Annotated in this window: 18 protein-coding genes; 10 read left to right on the plus strand and 8 right to left on the minus strand. The window is 47.6% G+C overall.

Features of this window, described 5'->3' with window-relative positions; genetic code table 11:
- Positions 1–436 precede the first annotated feature (436 nt).
- Complete coding sequence (locus ACKU41_RS14550) at positions 437–2,062, minus strand: sigma 54-interacting transcriptional regulator (RefSeq protein ID WP_321401799.1); 1,626 nt, start codon at positions 2,060–2,062, stop codon at positions 437–439.
- A 260-nt stretch (positions 2,063–2,322) separates the two neighbouring features.
- Here ACKU41_RS14550 and ACKU41_RS14555 point away from each other — a divergent pair, with 260 nt between their 5' ends.
- Entirely contained in the window at positions 2,323–6,897 is a 4,575-nt protein-coding gene (locus ACKU41_RS14555; RefSeq protein ID WP_321401801.1) for a response regulator, read from the plus strand.
- A 5-nt stretch (positions 6,898–6,902) separates the two neighbouring features.
- Positions 6,903–7,814, plus strand: a complete 912-nt coding sequence (locus ACKU41_RS14560) for a diguanylate cyclase (RefSeq protein WP_319778138.1) — start codon at positions 6,903–6,905, stop codon at positions 7,812–7,814.
- Between the two features lie 3 nt (positions 7,815–7,817).
- Here the strand turns inward: ACKU41_RS14560 and ACKU41_RS14565 are convergent, their stop codons facing one another.
- The 3 genes from ACKU41_RS14565 to ACKU41_RS14575 all read right to left on the minus strand — a co-directional run bounded on the left by ACKU41_RS14565 (position 7,818) and on the right by ACKU41_RS14575 (position 12,323).
- Positions 7,818–10,493 carry an ATP-binding protein gene (locus tag ACKU41_RS14565; protein ID WP_321401803.1) on the minus strand — a complete coding sequence of 892 codons (2,676 nt, stop codon included), beginning with the start codon at positions 10,491–10,493 and terminating at the stop codon, positions 7,818–7,820.
- On the minus strand, positions 10,493–11,605 hold the full coding sequence (locus ACKU41_RS14570; protein ID WP_321401805.1) for a substrate-binding domain-containing protein: 1,113 nt from the start codon (positions 11,603–11,605) through the stop codon (positions 10,493–10,495). The genes ACKU41_RS14565 and ACKU41_RS14570 overlap by 1 nt, the downstream gene beginning before the upstream one ends.
- Positions 11,606–11,678: 73 nt before the next feature.
- Positions 11,679–12,323: a queuosine precursor transporter gene (locus tag ACKU41_RS14575; RefSeq protein ID WP_319778143.1), complete on the minus strand. Its 645-nt coding sequence runs from the start codon at positions 12,321–12,323 to the stop codon at positions 11,679–11,681.
- Between the two features lie 238 nt (positions 12,324–12,561).
- On the opposite strand from ACKU41_RS14575, the gene queF reads away from it, so the two are divergent.
- From queF to ACKU41_RS14615, 8 genes are all read left to right on the plus strand, one after another.
- Positions 12,562–13,080 (plus strand): preQ(1) synthase, encoded by a 519-nt coding sequence (gene queF / locus ACKU41_RS14580; protein WP_319778144.1) that lies wholly within the window; start codon positions 12,562–12,564, stop codon positions 13,078–13,080.
- Between the two features lie 135 nt (positions 13,081–13,215).
- Positions 13,216–13,545, plus strand: a complete 330-nt coding sequence (locus ACKU41_RS14585; RefSeq protein WP_319778145.1) for a metalloregulator ArsR/SmtB family transcription factor — start codon at positions 13,216–13,218, stop codon at positions 13,543–13,545.
- 88 nt (positions 13,546–13,633) lie between these two features.
- Entirely contained in the window at positions 13,634–14,782 is a 1,149-nt protein-coding gene (locus tag ACKU41_RS14590; RefSeq protein ID WP_321401809.1) for a permease, read from the plus strand.
- Between the two features lie 129 nt (positions 14,783–14,911).
- Positions 14,912–15,328 (plus strand): putative zinc-binding protein, encoded by a 417-nt coding sequence (locus tag ACKU41_RS14595; RefSeq protein ID WP_321401811.1) that lies wholly within the window; start codon positions 14,912–14,914, stop codon positions 15,326–15,328.
- Between the two features lie 111 nt (positions 15,329–15,439).
- Entirely contained in the window at positions 15,440–16,678 is a 1,239-nt protein-coding gene (locus ACKU41_RS14600; RefSeq protein ID WP_321401813.1) for a diguanylate cyclase, read from the plus strand.
- A 208-nt stretch (positions 16,679–16,886) separates the two neighbouring features.
- Complete coding sequence (locus ACKU41_RS14605) at positions 16,887–17,189, plus strand: late competence development ComFB family protein (protein ID WP_321401817.1); 303 nt, start codon at positions 16,887–16,889, stop codon at positions 17,187–17,189.
- A gap of 144 nt (positions 17,190–17,333) precedes the next feature.
- Positions 17,334–18,509, plus strand: coding sequence for an efflux RND transporter periplasmic adaptor subunit (locus ACKU41_RS14610; protein ID WP_321401819.1), 1,176 nt, complete (start codon positions 17,334–17,336; stop codon positions 18,507–18,509).
- 74 nt (positions 18,510–18,583) lie between these two features.
- The gene (locus ACKU41_RS14615) at positions 18,584–21,721 is read left to right on the plus strand and encodes a multidrug efflux RND transporter permease subunit (RefSeq protein ID WP_321401821.1); all 3,138 of its coding nucleotides are present in this window, start codon (positions 18,584–18,586) and stop codon (positions 21,719–21,721) included.
- Positions 21,722–21,858: 137 nt separating this feature from the next.
- Here the strand turns inward: ACKU41_RS14615 and ACKU41_RS14620 are convergent, their stop codons facing one another.
- The 4 genes from ACKU41_RS14620 to ACKU41_RS14635 form a co-directional block, all read right to left on the minus strand.
- On the minus strand, positions 21,859–22,497 hold the full coding sequence (locus ACKU41_RS14620) for a phosphatase PAP2 family protein (protein ID WP_321401823.1): 639 nt from the start codon (positions 22,495–22,497) through the stop codon (positions 21,859–21,861).
- 15 nt (positions 22,498–22,512) lie between these two features.
- The gene (locus ACKU41_RS14625) at positions 22,513–23,700 is read right to left on the minus strand and encodes a PAS domain-containing sensor histidine kinase (protein WP_321401825.1); all 1,188 of its coding nucleotides are present in this window, start codon (positions 23,698–23,700) and stop codon (positions 22,513–22,515) included.
- A 22-nt stretch (positions 23,701–23,722) separates the two neighbouring features.
- On the minus strand, positions 23,723–24,157 hold the full coding sequence (locus ACKU41_RS14630) for an META domain-containing protein (RefSeq protein ID WP_319778159.1): 435 nt from the start codon (positions 24,155–24,157) through the stop codon (positions 23,723–23,725).
- A gap of 79 nt (positions 24,158–24,236) precedes the next feature.
- On the minus strand, positions 24,237–24,995 hold the full coding sequence (locus ACKU41_RS14635) for a hypothetical protein (protein WP_321401828.1): 759 nt from the start codon (positions 24,993–24,995) through the stop codon (positions 24,237–24,239).
- Positions 24,996–25,037: the final 42 nt, after the last annotated feature.

The raw sequence follows: 25,037 nt of genomic DNA on the forward strand, positions 1-25,037 counted from the left end.
CGACAGGGCAGCTGTTGAAAAAATGAGTCTGAACTCTTAGCTGTTTTCCCTATGGCAATCCGTATGCCAAAACAGGTATAATTTTCAGGATTGTTTTTTGATGAAAGTTAAATATTCATGATAACGGAAACTTATGAGAAATAATTAAATATTGTGCAAATATTCACGAAATAAGTTCGTTTTTAAAAGCTTTTTGCCGATTTTGATTTGGTATGTAAAGTTTCCATGGTTGGGAGTGAAGGTAGTGTAAATTGCTTAAATTATGTTGTTTTTTAGGTATGGTAATTTAAGTTTCCAAAATTGACGTTGTAGCTAAAATCATGCTCGGTCAGCGGAAATTAAGGAAAATGACTGGTAACTAAAGATACCAAAAAGCATCCCCGCTCTCTTCTTCAGAGGAGCGGGGATGCGTTAGAAACAAAGTTGCGTTTGAATTTTAATTCAGCGTTGTGGTCGCCTCCCATGGAGATACGCTGCTTTCGTTGCGCAATTTATGCTTCTCAATCTTTTTCAGCAGCGCGGTATGAGAGATACCCAGCTTTTGGGCTGCCTTGCGTATGCTGGAAGTAGAGTTGAGAGCCTCGAGCAGGATTTTTGTTTCATACTTGCCGATCATTTCTTTCAAGGACATTCCGTTTTGCAGTGTCGTGGGGACTGCTTTGCATTTCTGCCCGCATGTGGATTGTTGTTTGGAGTTCAAGTGGATTGAGTCGGCTGAAATTTCATTGGAATTACTGAATATTGAGGCTCGTTCAATTACATTCTGTAATTCCCGGACGTTGCCCGGCCAACTGTAGTCCAGCAGTTTTTGCTGCCCGGTCGCGCTTATCGTCTGTTCTTTTTTTTCAAGTTTGCGGTTAAAGCGGTTCAGGAATTTTCCGGCCATAAGTATTATATCGGTATCCCTTTCGCGGAGGGGAGGAATCTGAATGTTCAAAACATTGATGCGGTAGAAAAGGTCTTCCCGGAAATCTCCGGCTGCCACCATATCGTTCAGGTTTTTATTGGTGGCGGTGATTACTCTGGTGTTGACCGGAATTTCTTCAACCCCGCCGATGCGGCGTACGCAGCCTTCCTGCAGGACACGCAGAATCTTGGCCTGTGGGCCGGGGGGCATGTCACCGATTTCATCAAGGAATATGGTTCCGTTATGAGCGGCTTCAAAGAGTCCGGGCTTGCCTTTCTTTTTGGCTCCGGTAAAGGCTCCGTCAATGTAGCCGAAGAGTTCGCTTTCAATGAGTTGTTCTGGCAGGGCCGCACAGTTTATGGGGATGAACGGTCCGGGCCTTCCGCTTTCGAAGTGGATTGCCCGGGCAAAGAGTTCTTTGCCTGTGCCGCTTTCTCCGGTGATGGAGACGATAGTGTCCAGTTCGGCAATGCGTTTGGCAAAGGTGATCAGGTTTTTGATGGCCGGACATTCTCCGATGAAATCATCAAATTTAAAGTCGATGGGGGTCATTACCGCATCAACCATAGCCCTGACTTCCTGCAGGTCCTTCATGAGCAGGACCGCGCCGACGAATTCCCCCTGAGAATCAAGGATGGGTTTGGCTGAGCCATAGAAGTCAACCCTTCCGGTGCTTGTCATGACGGACTTGCGCCTGTTGACCGGAATGCGTTTTTGCATACACTCCATGAGGAGATTGTTTTTGGGCGTTATCTCTCCGACATAGGTATTGACGAGGCTTTCGTAGGGTGCGTTGAGGATACGGCAGGCAACGCTGTTGGCCGTGTTGATTATGCCTTTGGAGTTTACCGAAACAATCCCCTCGCTCATGCCGTCAAACAGGGTTCGGAACCATTTTTCCCTTTTTTCCTGCGGGAGTCTTTTCAGTTCGGTCTGGCTGTGAATTCCGGGCAGGGAGGAGAACAACCTCAGCATTTCTTCCGTATCAAGGGTGTGTCCGCCCTCAATCTCCACTGAAGTCCGGGCGAAGCCTTCCTTCTGTTCTACTTCCATGCTGATGATATTAAGCTTGTGCTCCAGCATCAGTTTGGTGATGTCGAAGACAATTCCGATACGGTCCTTAAACAGAAGTTTATACTTTTTATTTTCAACCATCCGGCTTTCCTGCCTACATTATGTGTTGAGATTGTCTTAATGCTGAGGAACTTATCTTCTTCAGTGCGTCTAGGGAAGTCTTTTGTGGTAACTTTTTGAACCGGATGATGCAGTTGCCGGAAATGTTGGGATGAATATGTGTTTTTTGTTTCACCTGTTATGGATGTTCCTCGCCCTGAGGGGGAGTTCCCTTCCCTTGTTTCTTGACCTTGCAGGTGCTAGTCTTGCATATATTCAAAAACATTATTTATGAGGCCCTAGTGATTTTTTTTTGTGATACCGACCAAGTGGCGAAACTCAGCTTTGTCCGTGGGATATGTCTTTCGTTTTTTCTGCTTTTCATAGTTTGTCTTTTGGGACCAGGATGCACTGCTGTTGCCGATGATTTTCCTGGCACCGAAAAGAAAAAAACTGAAGTTGACCTAAAACTGACCCCGGAAGAAGAGGCCTTCGTCCGTAGCGGAGTCAAGCTCCGGATGAGTGAGGTTAACTGGGAGCCTTTGTCTATAGTTGATGAAGATGACCAATTTAAAGGTATCATCGCGGATTATATGGACATGATTTCGGTCCTTTCGGGGCTGCAGTTCGAATTCGTACCCAGCAGGTCCTGGGCGGAGGTTCTTCAGAAATATACCAATGGTGAGCTCGATATTATTCCGGCTTTGAGCATTAGGGATATGGTTGAAAGGGACGTGTTGTTTTCCGATGCATATGTCTCTTTCCCTCTGGTCATAGTTACAAGTGACACTGCGTTGTCCGTGAAAAGTCTGGATGAATTCAAGAAGAAAAGGGTTGCTGCCGGACTGAATTATACCAGCTATTACTATGTGCAGGAGAATTATCCGGAAATAGATCTGGTTGGAACACTGGATGTGGAAGAAGGACTGTTGCTTCTGACCAAGGGCAAGGTTGACGCCTTTGTGGGGCATCTTGCGGTTGTGGTCGATAGCATGAACAGGCTGGGTCTAAAAAATCTTAAGATCGCCGGAACCACCAAATTTGATTTTGACCATCGTATAGGGGTTTCACCTGATTATCCGCTGGCCTTTTCAATTATAAATAAAGCTCTTGCGGCCATTACTGATGATTACCACCGTAAAATACGCCAGAAGTGGTTTAATGTGCGTTATGAGCAGGTCTCTGATTACCGTGAACTGCTTTTCCTTTTCGCTTTTCTAATTATGGCTCTGGCTACCATTATCTTTTGGAACCGTAAGCTGTTCAAGCTTAATGAATCCTTGAACAAAGAGGTTGCCCAGCGTCGCAGAATGGAAAAAGCCCATAATCTCCTGTACGAAATTGCCCTGGCTGTGCCGCGTGTTTCAGGTATTGATGAATTTTATCCAATAATACAAGGGCAGATTAACAAGCTGATGCCTGCGCGAAATTTTTATATCGCAGCATATGACAGGGAAACAGATATAATCAGCTTTCCATATTTTTCTGATGAAAGGGAAACAACCCCTGCTCCTAGAAAGATAGGAGCAGGACTTACTGATTATGTGCTCAGAACCGGAAAGCCTTTGTTCGGAGATTGGGCAACCCGCATGGAGATGCTCGAAAAAGGTGATTATGAGCAGATAGGAGCCGAGCGTGAACTCTGGCTGGGCGTCCCTTTGAAGCTTCAAGAAGATGTTGTGGGGGTCATGGCTGTTCAGTCTTATGAAGATGACCAGATTCTTGATGAAAGGGATTTCGAAGTACTGCTTTTCCTATCAAGTTATGTGGGGCTGGCTCTTGAGCGTTTATTCCTTATGGAAAAGGGGCGGGAACAAACTCTTGCCTTGAAGGAAAGGGAAATTAAATACCGATCCATCTTTGATAACGCCAGTGATGCCATCCTGTTAATGGATTTAGACTACAATCTTGTCAGCGCCAACCCGGAAGCTGTTTCCATGTTTCGTTGCTCTTCCGAAGAGGAGTTGCTTTCTTATCGTCCGGAGAATCTGATTGTCCCGAACCAGTTTGAGGGTGTTTTTTTTGATGGCCTGCTGGAGGATTTGTCCCGGACCTCCGTGGCAAAGGGAGAGCTTGATTTTGATATAGTCTGCAGACGGCTGGACGGAGAAGAGTTTTTTGCCAGTGTACGTGCCCGTAAGATGGATATCAGCGGCAGGCCGTTGCTGCAGACTACACTGAGTGATGTAACAGAGCAGCGCAGGACCAAGAAGGAATTGCAGGATTCGTATCACCGCTTGCATGATATAGTTGAATTCTTGCCTGACCCGACTATCGTTATCGACAGTAAAGGGACTGTTCTTGCATGGAATAAGGCTGTGGAAGAAGCCACTGGAGTACGTAAGGAAGATATCATCGGTAAAGGTGATCATGAGTATTCACTCTCTTTTTATGGTGAGCGCAGGCCTATTCTTATTGATTTTGCCCTCAGGGATGATCTGGAGCCGCTTACCGATGAGTATGAATCGCTGGAGCGTCGGGGGGACAAGGTTTACGGCGAGGTCTATACACCGAGGGCCTTTGGTGGTGAGGGGGCTTATTTCTGGGGAATTGCCGGACCGTTACGCAATCAGACAGGGCAGATAGTCGGTGCTGTAGAGTGTATGCGAAATGTTACTGAACGCAGACAGGTGGAAAAAGAACTCAACCGTTCAAGACTGGCTGCAGAAGCCGCAACACGTGCGAAATCTGAATTCCTTGCCAATATGAGCCACGAAATCAGGACCCCCATGAACAGCATTCTCGGGTTCGGGCATTTGCTGCAGAATGCCGAACTTGATCCGTTGCAGCGGGAATATCTGGATAAAATGATGTCCTCAGCCGACTCTCTGCTCTCAATTATCGGCGATATTCTGGATTTTTCCAAAATTGAGGCCGGCAAATTCGTGCTGGAGGATGTTGAATTCAATCTGGACGATGTGCTGGAAAAAATATGCAATATGGTTGCGGTCAAAGCAGAATGCAAGGGTATTGATTTTGTCCTTTCTGTTGAGCCGGAAGTTCCCTTTAACCTCAGGGGTGATCCTTTGCGCCTTGGGCAGGTGTTGATCAATCTTACTAACAATGCAGTTAAATTTACTGATACCGGAGAAGTCAGTTTGATTGTTGCTTGTGAAACCGATTGCGATGGAGATTCCCGGATCAGGTTTACAGTCAGGGATAGTGGTATCGGTCTTAGCAGGGAAGAAATCTCTATGCTGTTTAATTCTTTTACTCAGGCTGACGCTTCCACTACCCGTAAATACGGCGGAACCGGGCTGGGGCTGGCTATTGCCCGCTCTCTTGTAGAGCTTATGGGCGGTAGTGTCAGTGTTGAAAGTCAGCCGGGACTCGGCAGCTCTTTTTATTTTACCATTCCATTATCCGCAGTTGGCAAAGAGAACAGCATTGTCCTGCCCGAGATTGCAGAAGGTATGAAGGTTCTTGTGGTTGAAAGCAACAGGATTGCCCGTGATTTTGTGCGGTCTACACTGGAAAATGCAGGTTTCAGGGTTGCGGTGGACAGTTCTGCCTCTGCAGCTCTTGAAAGGCTGGCAGGACAGAGTGCGAAAGATGCTTTCTCTTTTATCCTGATATCCGGGAAATTGTATGATATGCACGTGACTGATGCTGTAGGGCGGATCAGGGGCATCGCAGGACTGGAAAATATACCGATTATATTAATGGCTCCCGTTAACGTTGATGATTCTTTTCGCCGGGAAGCGGCATTGATGGGGGTGGACGGTTTTGTTTCCCGTCCGGTGACCCGTACATCCCTTTACTCGTCTTTAGGCGATGAATTTGCTGAACTGGAAAATTCTGCTGCTCCGGCTGATTATGGTGAGCCTGTTCCTGAGATCGGTTTTTCAGGAACGGCGCCAAGAGTTCTGGTTGTTGAAGATAATGAACTTAACCAGCAGGTTGCCCGCAGAATGCTGGAGTCTCTGGGGCTGACAGTGGATGTTGCAGAGAATGGACGCAAGGCCTTGGATGCCCTGAATTCTGAAATCTACAATCTTGTGCTTATGGATATTCAGATGCCGGAGATGGATGGTCTCACTGCAGCCCGCATCATCCGTTCCGATATACGCTACGCCAAGCTGCCTATTCTTGCCATGACCGCCCATGCCATGCCCGGAGACCGGGAAAAAAGTATTGCGGCCGGGATGAATGAACATTTGATAAAGCCTGTTAATCCTGATGATCTGAAAAAAGCTCTGGGTAAATATCTTGATGTGGATATTGTTGCTTATACTCCCTTGGCGGACGATGCCGGTATTGAAGATGAGCCTCCTTTGCAGTTTCCCGGCATCAACAGCGCCAAAGGTTTGTTGAATATCGGTAATAATCGTGAAAGTTATTTGAAGGTATTACAGGGATTCAGGAACGGGTATGAGAATTTTCCTGCAGAGTTGAGGAGCATACTTGACGAATCCGGCAGGGAGCAGGCTTTAATGAAAATTCATTCCTTGAAAGGAGTTGCCGGTAATATCGGGGCCGGGAATATTTATGAATTATGCCGTGCTTTGGAATCGGATATGCGTGCTGAAGGATCAGGCGGTTATACTGAAAGTCTGAATTACCTTATTGCCGAGCTGCAGATGGTACTTAAGGGATTGGAAGGTCTTGATGTTTCCAAAGTACCGCAGAGCCGTGAATATGTATTCGATAAAGAGAAAAGTTTTAATCTTATAAGCAAACTGTATATAATGCTTGGCGAAGGTGACGCCGAGTCCGGAGATGTTCTGGACGAACTGCGCGTACATTTTAATCTTGAAAGTTATACAGAGCAGCTTGATGAATTAACCCGGCATATTGAGAACTTTGATTTTGATGATGGTCGTTCCGTGCTGGAATTTATTGCTGAAAAACTAGGTGTTCAGCTTGGTAAGGGGTAGGAATAATGGAAGAAAGATCTAAAATTCTTATTGTTGATGATGAACGTTTGAATCTTAATGTCCTTTCGGATCTGTTGCGTCAGGATTATAAGGTGGTTCTGGCCAAGAACGGTAATCAGGCCCTTGATCGGATTAATTCAGACAATCCTCCCGATCTGGTTCTTCTGGATGTGCTTATGCCGGAAATAGACGGCTACGAGGTGCTGCGCAAAATTAAATCCAGAGAGGAAACCAAGTCTATTCCGGTTATTTTTATTACCGCCCTTGATTCCGAACACGACGAGGCTCGCGGACTGGAGATGGGAGCTGTCGACTACATCCGCAAACCTTTCCACCCGCCAATTGTCACGGCGCGTGTCAAAAACCATCTTACAATTGCGCGCCAACGCAAATTGCTGGAAGGACTTGCCAATCTTGACGGGCTTACCGAGATGCCCAACCGCAGGAGTTTTGAACTGGCCCTGGAAAAGGAATGGCGACGCTGCAGTCGTTCCGGGGATAAAATTTCTCTTGTAATGCTTGATGTTGATTGCTTCAAACAATACAACGACAATTATGGTCATACTGCCGGGGATGAAATTCTGAAGAGAGTTGCCGGAGTCTTGCAGGCCGAGGTGCAACGTCCGGCTGATGTGGCAGCCCGTTACGGAGGAGAGGAATTCGTGCTGCTGCTTCCCGAGACTGATTCTGACGGAGGCAGGTATATTGCCGAAAAAATCAGGGTTCTGATTTCCGAGCTGGATATCAAACACGAATTTTCATCAGTCTGTAATGTTCTTACTGTAAGTCTTGGAGGAGTCACTGTTGTCCCCTCCACTTTTTCCAAGGCGCAGGATTTGACCATTGGAGCAGATTCCATGCTTTATGAAGCCAAGCGAAGGGGCAGGAATATGGTTCTCTGGACTGATTTTACCTGATCGTTATTTCCCTTCCGGGAACCAGATTTCGTATGAAGTCCCTTCTCCGGGGGCACTCTTGCATTCGATGGTGCCGTTCAACGCCCTTGTGACGAGATTGTAGACCAGATGCATTCCCAGACCTGTGTTACCGGAGCTTCTAGCCGTAGTGTAGAACGGTTCAAATACTTTCAGTGTCTGCTCTGGGCTCATGCCGATGCCGTTGTCGGCAAAGGTAAGCATTACCCCGTTTCTGCTGGGAGCTGCGGTAATGGAGATTTCACCTTCTTCCGTGTCAGGGAAGGCATGGAGCAGAGAGTTGCTCACGATATTGGTGATGACCTGCATGAGTGATCCCGGTGAAATGTATATTTCCATTCCTTTGGGGCAGTCCACGGTAAGCTTGTGTTTGTATTGCTTGAATCGCGGTTTCAGCGAAAGCAGTATGCCCTGTATATATTCGTTAAGGTTGACCTGTCTTATATCGTCAGATGCCTGATCCACTGCCAGCTGTTTGAAGTTGCTGATTAAAGAAGCGGACCGTTCAAGGTTTTTCATTATATTATCAAGGGCTTCCTTGCTGGTCGCCAAGTATTTCTCAAGGTCCGACCTCTTCATTTGCCCTGAAATGAAGCTGTTGTGCAGGATTTCGTTCAGTTCTTTGAGAAAAGATGCACTGGTGACGCTTATTCCCAGCGGAGTGTTTATTTCGTGGGCTACCCCGGCGACCAGCTCCCCTAGGGAAGCCATCTTTTCCGTTTCAACCAGCTTATCCTGAGTCTGTCGCAGTTCATCCATGGATTTAACCAGTGCGGTATTGGCATTTTCCAGTTCTGTTGTGCGCATGGTTACCCTTTCCACCAACTCCTTGTTTAATGATTTAAGTTCCTGCTCAACTTCTTTGATACGGGATATGTCCGTGGAGATGGTCAGGATAGCAGGTGTGTTGTTTTCAGCAGAAATATAGGGAACCCGGGTTGTTTCAATCCAGTGGGTGTTGCGGTCTTCGTCCCGGAAGCTTTTTTCGGTTAGCAGCTTTTCATTGCGTTCAATTACCCTGAGGTCATCTTCCATGATCCGGGTGACCTCCACCGGATCACTAATAACATCGGGCAGGAATTTACCGGTAATTTCATCCACCGGACGACCCATTTTTTTGGCCTTGATACTGTTGACCAGCAGGAATTTACCTTCAAGGTCATTGGCAAATATTTCTTGTGGCAGCAGGTCGATGATCTGGCGCAACCTTGCTTCGCTCTCGTGGGCTTTTTTGACTGCTTCCCTGTTTTCCGTGACATCAAGCCCCTGAAGAAGAATAAAGTCTGGATCACTGTCTGGGGCCATCCTTACTGGAGAAAAGGTCCAGATATAATATTTGACTGTGCCGTCCGCAGAGGTGATAGGCAGTTCCAAAACAGGGGTGAGGTCTTCCTGTGCTGCCTGCTTCAGGGCTTCGGTCACTTTTTTATGGAAGTCCTTATGGAAAAATGATGTCAGAGTTTGGCTCCAGACATGATTGTCGTCAACTCCGGCAACAGTCGCCGCTGCCGGGTTCATATCAAGAATGGTCCCGGTCAGATCACAGTTGATGATCGGCGCCTTTGCGGAAGAAAACAGTTTGGATATGTATGCACTGTTTTCATCCAGCCTTGAAACCATTTCTTCCAGTGTTAATCCGAGGTTATTGAATTCTTTGACCTGACCGGGGATGAAGCTTGTATTTCTGTTCCCGGAAGCGACATTTTTGGCGTAATCTGTAAGCATTTTCAAGGCCTTGAGGATTCTTTTCTGCAGTCCCCATGCCGTGAAAATAGCCAGCAGGGTTGTAAATGAAAGCAATATGCCCAGATTCTGCATGTAATTTTGTTTCAGATACTTGAAGGTAGGGTTTATCCGTGAAAAGCTGAACAGCAAAGGACTGTCTGATTGCTGGGGCAGCAGTTGAATTGTAGAATAGATAAGATCCTCATCGATCTTGAATTCGCCCGGTTCGATGTTCATGGTCCAGTCTATGAGCTTTTTCATTTCCGTCTTGGACGGATTGGAAGTGCTTATGATCAGTCTGTGCCTGCTGATCAGTGCCCCGTTTATGGCTGCGGAGGCTTTTTTCAGACGGTCTATAAAAGATACGTTGGAATTTAGGTCTATGCCGCCGTACAGGATTCCGGCAACTTCCCCGGTTTCTTTGTTGAAGACCGGTACTGCACAAACCAGCATGGTCCTTATGTTGTTCAGGGACCTGAAAGAAAGATAACCCCATGCCGGGGAAGAGCTCATGGTGTTTTTAAATTTGTTGCGCAGCTGCACAATTGGCAGCTCTATAACTCCGGCTTCTATCCAGTTGCGGCCATCGCGGTATATGGTCAGCACGTCCAGCAGGTACCCCTGTTTTGAGTTCATGAATTCGTATAGTTTACGGTCAAGAACTTCTTTGTCCCCGCTGATGATTGCACTCCTGACTTCTGCGTCAAGTGTCATGTCTATGAGGTCGTCCTTGATATCTTCAAGGGTGTTCTTCAGAGATAGTGAAACAATGCTTTCGGTCTTTTCGGTGTCTATGGCGAGTTCGTGTTCAAGGGTGGTTTTGGACAGGTAGAAAGACCATGCAAATATAAACATTCCCATGACTACTACCAAAGCCAGCATTGGAGCCAGCAATTGTGTCGTTAACCCCAGCGGTTCCTTGAAAAGACCTTTCATCAGTTATCCTCTTGAAGACTGGAGTAGCGGAAACTCTCCTGCTGCAGTTGCTGTAATCTTTTTTCTGAGATTCCTTTTTCCAGTATTTCAAACCTGCCGGAAAAGACAAGTGGGATTTGTGAGTCTTTACCAAGTAGATCAAGAATTATGGCGTCGGCAATGGCGACTCCGTTGTCATCATTGATCCGCATGATGGTTACATCCAATTCTCCTTTTTTTATGGCGTCTATTTCGGGTGAACCTCCACCCCAGCCGTTGATCATGATTCGTCCCAAATAACCCGTTTCACGCAAACCTTCGACGGCTCCCAGGGCTATATCCGTGGAGCAGGCATAGATAAATTTAATTTCCGGATGTTTACGTACAATATTACGGGTAGCAAGTCTGGCCTTTTCTTTGTTTATTCCGGTTTGGAACAGGGAGACAAGCTTGAGGGATGTTTTGTTATCCATATAGGATATGAATGTTCTGCCGCGTTCTTCATTCAGATAGCCGGGGTCCGGCAGGAGTACAGCGTAGTTTCCAAGTCCACCGGTCTTGTGTTCAAAGTACCGTGCAAGGATTGTGGCGCCTTCGGCGTGATCGAATCCTACGTACATGAAAGGCTGTTTGTCGTCCCATTCCTTCAGGGGGGTGGTGATGTTCTGCAGAATTATCCGCGGCTTACCTGAAAGAAGAGCAGGCTCTATCATCCGTTGATGGCGCTGTGCATCGAGGGTGGAGATCAGGTAATCCGGATCGGTCTGCAGTGCTTTGCGGAAAGTGGCTGCATGTTTGGTTGGATCCCCGGATGTTTTTATGGAGAAAATTAAAATTTCAGGCGTAACCCCGTATTGATTCAGCCTGTTTTTGAGGGATGAGATGCTTCGGCGCCAGTAATCGGAAACCTGTCCGCCGGGATAAACTATGGCTATTTTGGGGGGGGGAATTTTTCCGGGCCGCTGGACGTTGTTTTTGCTGATAATCTTTTTGAAGTTGTCTTCACGGATTTTTTCTGCCGGATGGGTTTCTATATATTTGTCAAGAGTATAGTATTTATCGGCTTCCGCCATATGCGGTAGAAGCAGAAGTGAAAGAAAAACTATGAGCGGCAGGAACAGCTTAGGATTCATTACTGTCTCCATATTTCGGTTTTTACACGGGAAATATGGAGACAGTGTATCAGATTTACAGGTGAATGTAACTCTAGGATGATGGTGTCGCGCCCAGCGGGGTGCGTTGGCGGAGCAGGGTCACTCCGGCGTAAACCAGCGGGGTGTCCAGAAAAGCGATTGCAACCTTGGCAACCCATTGGCCGATGATGATATCGGTTACGGGCATGATTCCGTAAAAGGCTACGGTGACAAAGATTGTGGAATCAATCAGCTGTGATACAATTGTTGAAAGGTTGTTGCGCAGCCAGAGGTGTTTGCCGCCGGTCATCCTGCGCAGCAGGTGGAACAGGTGGACATCATTGGTCTGGCTGACCAGATATGCCAGCAAAGAGGCGAGCACTATACGAGGAGTGCTGGCAAGTACGCTGGCAAAACCTTCCTGCCCGTGCCAGAAGGGTGCAGGAGTCCAGTACAGGGCGGCCCATGAAAGGGCGATGGCTGTAAGCAGGGCGATGAATCCGCAATGGATTACCTCGTTTGCCCGTTCCTTGCCCCAGATTTCGCTGATAATGTCCGAGACAATGAAAGTGATGGAGTAGGCAAGGACCCCGGCAGGAGCGTAAAAACCGAAGATGTTGATGATTTTGGTTGAGACCACTGCGGCCATAACCAGCGAGCCGATGAAAAGGCTCGTGAGAAGAGTGAACGCTTTGCGTTCAAAAGTTGAAGAGAGCATTGGATTCCCTTGTGTTGAATGGTTGTTCTTTGAAGCGGAAACAACCCGACACGGGCAAAAGGGAGAAAGTCCCGCACCTCGGCAGTTCCGCTCCGGGGCAAAAGTTCAAGGTGAGGGTTGCCACTGTTCGGGGGAAAAGTCAAAACAGAAATGAGCCTCAGCAGGACTTGCTTTTGCCGGGCAAGCTGCTAAGTGCTGTGAACCGTTTGAGGAACTTTTCAAATTAGACTGTTTATCTATGGAGAAGATTAAAGTGAAGACGACCAAAAGCCAGGACAAGACTGAATCCCTTGTCTCCCTCGGTCAGGCCGGGGCTACTGAGTACAATTACGATAGCCCAAGTCCTGAAATACTGGAGACATTCCCCAATAATTTTCCGGGTAGGCCCTACATCATCAGTATTGAATTTCCAGAGTACACCTCTCTGTGTCCGGTCACCGGCCAGCCGGATTTTGCAACCATTATTGTTGAGTACATTCCCGATGAGCTTTGTGTGGAGTCCAAGAGTTTCAAACTTTACATGGGAGCTTACCGTAACCATCAGTCCTTTATGGAAACCATAACCAACAATATCCTTGACCACTTTACAAGTCGCCTTTCACCTCTTTGGATGCGGGTAAAAGGGATTTTTTCTCCCCGTGGTGGAACCGCCCTGCATGTCTTTGCCGAACATTATAAAAAAGACAGTGCGCAGTATAAAGATGTCCGGGAAATTGTGCGCGAATGGAAGCTGGAATCAGGTAGACATTCAGCATAGTTTTATTTACTCGCAATATTAGTATGTTGCCCTGTGTTTTTTGAGCGCGGGGCAAAATAAGCTGCGGCTACTACTTGACAGGTTAAGATTAATTTTTATATTTTGCCAAACAGGAAAATTCTGGAGGCGCAATAAATGTCAGCAAGTATCGAGACAAAATCAAAAGTGTTCAAAGCTCTGGGGCATCCCAGCAGGCTTGCCATTGTGGAGGCCCTTTGCGATGGAGAACTTTGTGTCTGCGATATTGTTCCTATTGTTGGGAGGGATATCTCCACTGTTTCAAAGCACCTTTCCCTGCTCAAGGACGCTGGGGTGCTTAAGGACAGCAAGCGAGGCACCAATGTTTACTACAGTTTGGCTATGAATTGTGTGCCCGGATTCCTGAACTGTCTTGAGAATTTTTTTGCTGTGAAGTTTGAGGAGCAGGCCAAAGCCTACGCCGCAAGCTCCATTAAAAGGCTGTAAACCGGGAGCAGCTGCGTTTTTGTTGCAGCTGTTCTTTTTTGAACCTAAAGTTTCGTATTTGGCAAAATATAAATACCGGAGTAGTTAAATGGAAGAATTAAATTTGAAACCATGTGCCTGTTCATCCAAGTCTAAGAATCCTCAGCCGCTAGGTCTTGAACCCATAGGGTTGAATCCCGAAGCGGAAGCGGCCGCGCAAAAGCAGAAAAAATCCCTTCCGGTGGGCGGTAAAGCTTTGTGGGCGTTGATGGCTGGCGGGGTGTTGCTCTGGTATGCACTCTATGCACAACTGTTGCCTTTTTCGAGATATGCGGCGTTTGATTTATTCGGACTTGTCCCCGGCAGTCATCTTGGTGAGGCTGTGCAGTTTTTTGTTTATGACACCCCTAAGGTGTTGATGCTTTTGGTGCTGGTGGTCTTCGGCATCGGCATTGTCCGTTCTTATGTGACCGTGGAGTGGACCCGTAAAGTGCTGGCCGGTAAACGTGAGTCTGCGGGAAACGTGCTTGCCGGCCTGCTCGGTGTAGTTACTCCGTTCTGTTCCTGCTCAGCTGTACCTCTTTTTATCGGCTTTGTGGCTGGGGGAGTTCCTCTCGGAGTTACTTTTTCCTTCCTGATTTCAGCTCCCATGGTTAATGAAGTCGCGTTGGTTCTTCTTTATGGGCTTATGGGCTGGAAGGTTGCGGCCCTGTACTTTACAACCGGGATATGTATAGCCGTTGTTGCCGGGTGGGTCATAGGCCGTCTGGGTATGGAAAAGCATGTGGAAGGCTGGGTCAAGCTGGCCAGTGCCCAGAATAACGGACCTCAGTCAGGAATGAGTGTTGAGGACCGCGTTGTTTTCGGTCTTGATTCGGTGAAGGACATTGTCGGTAAGGTCTGGATGTATGTTGTGCTCGGTATTGCCGCCGGGGCGGCCATCCACGGATACGTTCCTGAAGACATGATGGCTTCCATCATGGGCAAGGATGTCTGGTGGGCGGTTCCTGTTTCCGTGTTGCTTGGTATACCCATGTACACAAATGCTGCCGGGGTTATTCCCATTGTTGATGCTTTGCTGGGCAAGGGGGCTGCTCTCGGCACAGTGTTGGCTTTCATGATGAGTGTAATTGCCCTTTCTTTTCCGGAAATGGTTATTCTGCGCAAGGTGCTCAAGCCCAAGCTTATCGCAGTATTTGTCGGGGTTGTTGGCTGCGGAATTCTCATTGTAGGCTATCTTTTCAATATGATTATTTAATCTGTATAAGATTGAGCTGCTGCAGCCGCATTGCCTTTTGGGGCGGTGCGGCTGTTTTTTTGTCATTTATCTCAAGTGCGGAATTGTGTTATTGTTGAAGTGAACGATTATTATGGGAGGTAATTCCAAATGACTGAAGAATATGAAACCGGTTTTTTGGTCGTCAGTTGCTCGGGCGGTTCCGGTTCCGGCCAAGCGGCAAATAGTCTTGCGGTGGAGTTGAACAGAAGCGGGTTTGCCAAGATGGTTTGCCTTGCCGGGGTTGGGGCGGGTGTAGCAGAGTGCGTAGATGAGGCAGGCAAGGTCCGGGATCTGATTGTTATTGACGGTTGTGAAAAGGGGTGCTCCCGGATAATGTTGCAGAAGATGGGTATAGAACCGGTCCATACCTTTTGTCTTACAAAGATGGGCGTAAAGTGTCCGGTTACTGAGGTTGATGCTGAAATGCTGGCCGAGCTTCGCAAGAAGATCAAACTGTTGTTCGGACAGCAGCGGTCTGATTCGAAGTATGCAGTGTGCGGATGTGATACTTGTGTCCGGGAATAAATGTAATGTATTTTTTAAAAAATAATATATTTGAAGCGGTTTTATGTTATGTAGGGGGCAAGCCTAAATAAGGCTTGTCCCTTTTTGTTTCTTTTGCAGTCGGAGTACGGTGTGGATAAAGTTTTTATTCTTGATTCGAGTAAAGTTACAGCTTCACTTATTCAGAGGCATTTGCAACAGGCCGGATTTGTCTGTGATATTGCCTTTTCATATGAAGATGCGGAACGGCTTATTGCTGAAAAAAAATATTTTGTCGGTTTAAGCAGCCTTGTGCTTGAAGGAGTTCCCTCCGGCAAAGGACTTGACCTGCTGATTAAAAATAAAATTCCTGCCATTGCAGTTACTTCAAACCTTGATGAAGATGTTTTGAATGACATTTCCCAAAAGGACATAGTGGATTATGTGCTCAAAAAAAGTGAGCACATTGACTACATTGTCCGTATTGTGAAGCGGGTATCCAAAAACCGTGGTCTGAAGGTGATGGTTGTGGATGATTCAAGAGCTGCGCGCTCCTGGCTTTCCAATATTCTGGGACATCAGGGACTGACTGTTCTTCAGGCAGCTGACGGCGCAGAAGCTGCAAAGGTTTTTTACAGTAATCCGGACATCAAGCTTGTTCTCACCGACTATGCCATGCCCAAAATGGACGGCCTTCAGCTCACTGCGCATCTGCGTACTATCCGTCCAATGGATGAATTGAGTATTGTTGTTCTTTCTTCTGATTCCAAATCCCGGACAGCGCCGCTTTTCCTCAAGACCGGAGCGAATGATTTTATACACAAGAGCGCACGGATTGAGGAAATTCTCTGCCGGGTGAATTCCAACCTCGAAACTTTGGAGCTGATTGCCGAGTCCAGAGACCGGGCCAACAAGGATTTCCTTACCGGTTTGTGGAACAGGAGGTATTTTTTCGAGCATTCAGAGCCTTTGTATGCCAAATATGCTGGGCTTGGTCGGGGGCTTTCTGTCGCTTTGATGGATATTGATCATTTCAAGAAGGTCAATGACACCTACGGTCATGATGCCGGAGATGAGGTTTTGAAGAGGTTTGCGACTCTGCTTGCGGATTATATCGGGGAGAGAGGGCTTGTGGCCCGTTTCGGCGGCGAGGAATTTACGGTTGTCTTTGAGACTGTCTCTTCTGAAGACCTCAAGTCTGTTCTGGAGGGGTTCCGGGAGTTGATTGAATCTGTTTCTGTGGAATTTGAAGGTGATGTAATCAGTTTGACTGTTTCTATCGGGGCTACCTCGGATATGGGGGAATCGCTTACCGGTATGATCACCCGTGCTGACGAAATGCTGTATGAAGCCAAAGCCAGAGGGCGTAACAGGGTCCTTTTCGCTGAATAATCTCAGTTTTGCGTATCTCTGAAACGGGGTGACGGTATGTTTTGTCTCAGAGTTGTGGATTTCCTGCCCGTCTTTTCGTTCGTATATATGCTTCGGCGTGTTGCATGCCGGGGTTTTTCTTTTGAAAATGACCTTTGAATGACATGCATTGTACGGTATACTTGATGTAATTATTGGAATGCCGTGGGCAATAAACAAGGAGGAAGCCATGCTCTCCAAAGATGAATTTTTCAAGACCGGTGAAATTGTTAATCTTGCAGAAGAGGTTGTGTTCGAAGAATTGAAAGCTCTTATAGAACGGGCGGAAATTGAATTCTGTCAATGTGACAAGTGTTTGTTTGATATTGTCTGCGTTGTTTTAAATAAAATCCCAAGCATGTATTCGTCCAGCATTGCGGACCGGACTTATCCCAGCCCGGAATTCAAGGCTGATTATGAAACACTGAAGCAGCTTGCAGCCGAAGAACTTCCTCTGGCCATTGAGCGCATAAAGGAGCGTTTGCATCATTAGATATTTACAGCCGGAATCTACAATTATTTACTTTTTTTTGAGATGGTAATCGGTTAGTGTCTCGTATTATTATAAATAGGATAGGGACCGGATTGCAGTTTTAAGGGTAATCCCCGGTTTTTAATATTTTTTAGGGGGAAGTTCGTGAAATTTCTTTTTCATTCGGCAGATGGACGGAAGGTTTCCGCAGCACTGATTTTTACTCTTTTGTCCATGTCGGTTTTGCTGTGCGGATGTTTTGGTGAAGACAAGAAAGAGCAGGCTTCTACTGAAGCCGTACCTGTGAAGGTCATTAAGATTACCGAGCATCCCTTCCCGGTGATGGGCGAGTATGTGGCCCAGATTCAGGCTTTGAAGACCGTGGAAATCAAAGCGCGCGTACAGGGCCATATCAAGGAACGGTTATTCACCGAAGGTCAGTCCGTAAAGGAAGACCAGCTCCTTTTTGTTATTGATCCCAGACCTTATGAAGAGGCACTTAAAAAAGCCAAAGCCGAGTTGGCCAGCACTAAGGCTACTCTTACCAAAGCCAGCAAGGACTATAAACGGTTCAAGGCCCTTTTTGATCAAGGGGCGGTTAGCCGCGAAGAATTTGATTCAAAAATTACCGATAAACAGGTTCTTGAAGCCGATGTGAGCAACGCCAAAGCTCAGGTCGAGCAGGCCAATCTGGATCTGGGCTTCACCCGGATAAAATCTCCCATGAACGGCATCATCGGACGTACTCAGGTTGAACCGGGAACTCTTGTGGCTGCAGAATCCACAGTTCTGGTGACCGTATCTGCCGTTGATCCTGTTTATGTGAACTTCAGCATCCCTGAAAAAGAATATCTTGTGGCTATCCGTGAAATAGATGCCGCTCGTAAAGCCGGAAAGCAGTCCAAGCCCACTACCTTGCGTATAATTCTGGCTGACGGCGATTACTACGAACATAATGGAACCTTCAATATGGCAGACCGGGCAGTTGATTCTTCCACCGGTACGCTGGGCATCAGGGCCGAGTTCCCCAACCCGGAAAGAATTCTGCGTGACGGGCAGTATGCCAAGGTTGTGGCCAAGCTTAAGGATTACCCGAATGCGCTGGTGGTTCCCACTAGGGCTATGCTTGATATTCAGGGCCGTAAATCCTTGCTGACAGTTGCCAACGGTACTGTGGTCGAAAAGCCGATAACTATAGATTACAGCGATGACCGCAACACCGTAATCAAAACCGGGATCGAATCCGGTACCCTGATCATTGCCGACGGCGTGAACAAGATCCGTCCCGGAACAGCGGTAACGCCCCAGATTGTTCAGAACCAGCCCGAGCCAGCCAAATAGTAATCTTAAGTCAAAATTATCAGCAGTCTTATCTCCCCGCAGAAGCGGGGAGATAAGTTTCGCAGGAAGCAGTCATGGTCAATTTTTTTATCGACAGGCCCATTTTTTCGTCCGTAATTTCCATCATTATTACTCTGGTCGGTTTGCTGAGTATTTTTACCCTGCCAATCGCCCAATATCCCGAAATTGCGCCGCCCACAGTGCAGATTGCTGCCCAATATACCGGAGCCAGTGCGGATGTTGTGGAAGAAACCGTTGCAGCCCCGATTGAGGAGCAGGTCAATGGGGCGCAGGATATGCTTTATATGAGTTCCATCAGCTCCAATGACGGACGTATGGTGCTTAACGTGACCTTTGATCTGGGGCGTGATCTGGAACTTGCCACCGTCGATGTTCAGAACAGGGTCAGCCTTGCCACTCCCCAGCTTCCTTCTGAAGTTAACAAGTCCGGAGTCAGCGTTAAGAAGCAGTCTTCCAGTATGATCTGCGTGATCAGCCTGCTTTCTCCTGAAGGGACATTCGATTCTCTTTTTCTGAACAACTACGCTAAAATCAACCTGTTTGACGCGGTGTCCCGTATACCCGGTGTCGGGAGTGTCTCCCTTTTCGGTGATCAGGATTACGGCATGCGTATCTGGCTGGACCCGGACAAAATGGCCCGGCTGGCAATTACCGCCGATGATATCATTTCCGCTGTGCAAGAGCAGAACCTGCAGGCACCGGCAGGGCAGGTGGGCCAGCCCCCTGCATCTTCCGGTCAGCAGTTCCAGCTTACCGTGCGGGTCAAGGGACGCCTCAGCGAACCGGAGGAATTCGGCAACATCATTATCAAGGCCAATCCTGACGGCAGCACTGTCCACATTAAAGATGTGGCCCGTGTTGAAATGGGGTCCAAATCTTATTCCGCATTTGGCAGGCAGGGGGAAATTGATTCCGCAATGCTGCTGGTTTATCAGCTGCCCGGCGCGAATGCCCTTGATATCGTGGAAAATGTTCGTTCGACTATGAAGGAACTATCGAAAGATTTTCCCTCCGGGATGAAGTATGACATACCTTACGATACAACACTCTTTGTGACCGCTTCTATCGATGAAGTTATGGAGACCCTCTATGAGGCCATGGCACTTGTGTTTATTGTAGTTTTTATTTTTCTTCAAAATCTGCGCGCAACCATCGTACCCATGATTGCGGTTCCGGTTTCTCTGGTTGGTACTTTTGCATTCTTTCAGGTGCTTGGCTTTTCTATCAATACCCTGACTCTGTTCGGCATGGTGCTGGCAATCGGTATTGTTGTCGATGACGCTATTGTCGTGGTCGAGGCAGTGCAGTCCAAGATTGATGAAGAAGGTCTGGATGCAAAAACAGCCACCAAGGAAGCTATGAAAGAAGTTTCCGGGCCAATTCTGGCCACTACAGCCGTGCTTATCGCGGTGTTTGTTCCGGTTGCATTCATGGGCGGAATTACCGGGCAGCTTTATAAACAGTTTGCATTGACCCTTGCGGTCTCGGTGGCGATTTCATCCATTAATGCACTTACTTTCTCCCCTGCCATGTCCGCGCTTCTGCTTCGCCCGCAAACGGAAATGCGTGGTCCGCTGGGCTGGTTCTTCGGGCAGTTTAATAAGTATTTCAGCAAGATTACTTCCGGGTATACTTCCGGGGTGAGGATCATTATCCGTAAATCGGTCATTGCGCTGGGAGTTTTCGGGATTTTACTGTTCGGGGCCTACACTCTTTTCAAAACCGTACCCACCGGATTCGTACCCAACGAGGATCAGGGTTACTTCATGATCAACGTGCAGTTGCCTGAAGGCGCGTCCCTTGAACGCTCGGATGCGGTTGTTCATCAGGTTGAGGAAATTTTGAAAAATGAGCCGGGTGTTAAAACTTATTTTGCGCTTGGTGGATTCAACCTGATTACCGGGGCTTATTCCTCATACACTTCCACCCTGTTCGCTTCTCTTGATCCGTGGGATGAACGAACCGATCCGAAACTGCATGTCAACGCGATTCTCCGTAATGTGCAGCAGAAGGCGCGTGGGATTCAGGACGGCATAGTTATCTGCTTTAACCCTCCGCCAATTAACGGAATCGGGTCTACCGGCGGTCTGCAATTTGAATTGCAGGACCGTTCCGGAGGTACTGTAGAGGAGCTGGCAAAGGTGGCGCAGGATTACATGGCCGAGCTTCGTAAACATCCTGAGTTGACCGGGATATTCTCCACATTCAGTGCTAATGTGCCGCAGCTTTTTGTCGATGTGGACCGTGATAAGGTCCGTAAGCTTGGTATCCCGCTTAACGAAGTCTTTACCGCCATGCAGACCTTTCTTGGCGGATATTATATTAATGATTTTAATAAGTATGGCAGGACCTACAGGGTTATGGCGCAGGCAGATTCCCAGTTCAGGACCAGCCCGGAAGATGTATCCAAGTTCTATGTACGCGGGGATACCGGGAAAATGATTCCCCTCTCAACCCTGCTTAACCAGAAAAAGATATTCGGACCGGAGTACATTCAGCGTTACAACCTGTTTCGGACTATTGAGATTACCGCTGCCAACGCTCCGGGCTACAGTACAGGGCAGGCTATGGCAATTATGGAAAAAATTGCCCGCGACACCCTGCCGAGGGGCTACGGTTTCGACTGGACCAACATAGCTTATCAGGAGAAAAAGTCCGGCGGGGAAATTATCGTCATTTTTGCCCTTGCGGTTATGATGGTATTTCTTGTGCTTGCAGCACAGTATGAAAGCTGGATTATTCCGCTGGCTATTGTTTTCGCTGTTCCTCTGGGGGTGTTCGGAGCTATTTCCGGGCAGTTTATCAGGGGGCTGGATAACAACGTTTATGCTCAGATCGGCTTGATTATGCTGGTCGGTCTGGCTGCCAAGAATGCTATTCTGATTGTGGAGTTCGCGAAGGCCAAGTACGAACAGGGAGCGTCCCTTGTGGATGCGGCAGTGCAGGCCGCTCAGCTTCGGTTCCGGCCTATCCTGATGACTTCGTTTGCCTTTATACTCGGCGTTGTTCCGCTGGTAATTGCACAGGGGGCAGGTTCAGCCAGCCGCCATGCTCTCGGAACTTCAGTGTTCGCTGGGATGATTGCCGCAACGGTTCTGGGCGTACTTTTTGTGCCGCTTTTCTATGTTACACTGGTCAAGCTGCAACGCAAAAAAAAGGTGGATGGTGAGCCTGAATCCATGGAAGAATAGTCTGATTAGAATCATTAAGTTTAAGTCGCCCTGCCGGAATTCCGGCAGGGCTTTTTTTATATAGATTCTTAAATGCTCGATTTTTTAGACTGTTGGAATATGTATTGGTTTGCTGAAATGAGCCAAGTATATAGAACTTATTCTTTTCTTTCCGGCATGATGTAAATAAAACAGTAGGACCAGAATGCACAGGTAACACCGATGAAACAGCCGAAGATAACGTCTGCGGGGTAGTGCTTGCCAACAACCACCCGGCTGATTCCAACCAGAATTGCCGCAATGAGCGGAATGTATTTTTTGCCCGGCAGCAGTATCGCAACTGCAGTGGTCAGGGAAAAAATACGCAGGGTGTGCCCGGATGGAAATGAATTCTGCAGGTATTTCCCAGAGAACCATGTGAAGCCGTAGGAACCGTCTTCAAAGAACATGGGAGGACGGCAGCGTCCGAAAAACCACTTCAATTCATCACCGATGAGCATAGCGGACATGGTTGAGAGTGCTATGAGCAGCAATCCTTTTGCCCGTTTTCCGAAGCCATTTAGCATGGCGTCTACAGTTCCACAGAGAAGAGCGACAAAGGAAACAGTCTGGATTACATGTTTTGAAGCAAGGTAGCTGAGCAGTTTGCCGAGGGTAACGGCAAATGTCCCGTTCAAAGTGTGGGCTGATTCGGCAATAGGTAGGTCCAGCGACCGGTAAAAAATAATAATCAGCAACAGGGCTGCAAGCCCTCCTGCTGAAGTGTATGACAACAGTCGTTTAGGGGTGAGACTCATCAGTTTCTCCTCATTTTAAGTCCCTCTGTTGCGGGGACAAGGATTTGCGGCAAGTTCCTCCCCGGCAGGGGAGAGTGGCAGTTCCACGTAAAAATTTGTCCCATCCTCATTTGAAGAATCGAACCACACCTTTCCACGGAGATAGTTTTCTGTGAACAGCTTAACGCTGTAGGTCCCCAGCCCCCGCCCTGTTCCTTTGGTGGAAAAGGATTTCCTGAATATCTGGTGGGCTACGGTCATAGGAATTGCTCCTTGATTCGTAACTTTGAAAAGGGCTTTGTTATCTCTTTCAAAAGCTTGCACCTTCACGACCCCGTTTTCCGGGGAGGCCTCAAAAGCATTTTTGACAAGATTTTCAATAATTCGGTGCAGGATGCGTTTGTCGGTGATCAGTTTCAGTTCATCCACGTTGGATGTGATGGAAATATTTTTATCTTTGGCCAGCAGGCTGTTGTTATAAAAAGCGCATATGGATTCAATTAATCCGCTCACTTCCACCGGTTCGTTGTGGAGTTCCAGTTGCCTTGCCTCTGCTGATATGAATAGTCGGTGGGCGTTGATCTCATTGGCCATATATTGAGCCCGGTCTATTATCATTGAGGCCAGTTCTTTTTGTTCCTTTTTGGTTGCGTCGATTTTAATCAATGTACCTGTATTGGTGATCCCGTTTACTGCATTCAAAAGATCATGCAGAAAAAACCTTTCCATCATTTCTTTATGTTTGATGTCAGAAAGATCAGTCAGGTGTATGATGAAATATTGTTTCTTTGTGATTTTAATCGGCGAAGCGTTAACCCGGAAGGTGTAGCCTTTGACCTTTCCATCCTTATTGGCCAACAGCGTACATTCCTCTTCACTTTTTTTCCCGGTCATGGCGGTCTGTATAGCGCGCAATGCCCCGCACTGAACGCAGGCGACGGAATCCCCGCACAAATCTGTCCTTGAATTGCAGCAACGGAGGAGTTCTCCGGGACGGCGACCTAGAATCCTGTCTTTGCGCTTTTCACCTACGGCTTCTGCCAATGCTTCATTGTAAAAGACTATTTGCCTGTTTTTATTAAGAATGAAACATGGGTTCGGTACAGACTCAATTAGATCCGCAGCAAATTCTTTTTTTATCCTGTTGTGCTCTTCCAGAATGTCCGGATTGCACGGAGTTTCGTCATTACCCGGAGTGTCGGGGTAATATGCTATATCGCTCATGCAGTTCCTCAAGGGTTTAGGATCAATGTCCTTTATACAAAAGAAGTGAGTTGCCTTGACCTTCCATATAGAGCATGCCGTTTCTTTTCTGCATGGAGTCAACCCGGTCCAGAGCCTGCATAAATTTGAATTCCTGAAGGTTTATTCCTTTGGAACATGTTTTGCGGGTTGTGCCCAACGGTCCGGTCCTGAAAATCCCGTTCACGTAGGAATAGTCGCCCCGAAAACTGTTACATCCGCCGGAACCGTAAATTTTGCCGTCACTGTCCAGACGCATCCATATGTGGGCAAATCCTTCGACAGGTTTTCCGTCGATATCTTCCACGATCCATTTGGTGTCAGTAGGGTTTTCAAAAATTGGATAGTTTGCCTGTTTAGGAGCACAGGATGCGGAAAGAAGAAGTGCGCAGACAGCTATGGCCGATAGTAAATACTGTTTCAGGATATTGAATTTCATAAATTATTCCTCCATTTGCGCAGTATACTTGTATCCTGTTCTTTTTGGTAGAGGAATTTTGTGAATTAACCTGACGCCGTTAAAGGCCGCAAAGCATGTAGCCGAGGATGAGTCCGCACTTATCCGTGCAGGATGGGTAAAATTGTTTGTGGCTGCGCGTTGCGGACTTGTTTTCCCTTCCATAGTAGAACTCGGCTATGTTCAGGGGGGTATAGCCGTTGCGGGCCGCGAAGTTGAGCAGCTTGGGGGCACAGCAATCCCCGGTTCCGGTCGGGATGCCTTTGGATTCGTAGATGATTTCCGGCATGGGTCTGGTCTCTCCCCGGAAATTGTGGACCTTGTAGATGGCGTGAATCCTGCGCATCAGGTCTTGGGAGAGTTTTTTGCGCCGGGAAGATAGTTCGGTATGGGCTGGGGAGCCGTGAGCATGGTTTTCCATTTCCATGCCGATCCTTTTTATTTCCTTTTCGGTACGTTCGGTCAGTGAATAGAACTCTTGAGGGTTGATAATCGGGGGCACCCAACCGGGGATTTCCCAGTGACTGTTATATTGTCCGGAAAAAGCTTTGGCCGTTTTTAAAGTCCCGGAGTTGTCCAGATAGGTCATGACCCCGAACATCTGTCCCCGAGCCTTGCCGAAAAGGTAGTCGGTGCTGAAGTCCGGGGTAGCCTTGTCTTGTGGCAGCTCAAAGTCCGCACGTCCTTCGCGGTCCATTTTTTCCATCAAAGCACGGCAGTGCAGCAGTGCATCCCCCGGTTCCAGAGAGTGTCTGGTCCCGCAGCGGCTGCAGAAGCCGGAGCATGAAATATTTTTGATCGGTATTTCCGTGCCATGCATGGTGAATGCTCACTGATGATTATGAAAAAAGGGGATGCGTCT

The organism is Maridesulfovibrio sp. (genome assembly GCF_963678865.1).
GTDB lineage: Bacteria > Desulfobacterota > Desulfovibrionia > Desulfovibrionales > Desulfovibrionaceae > Maridesulfovibrio.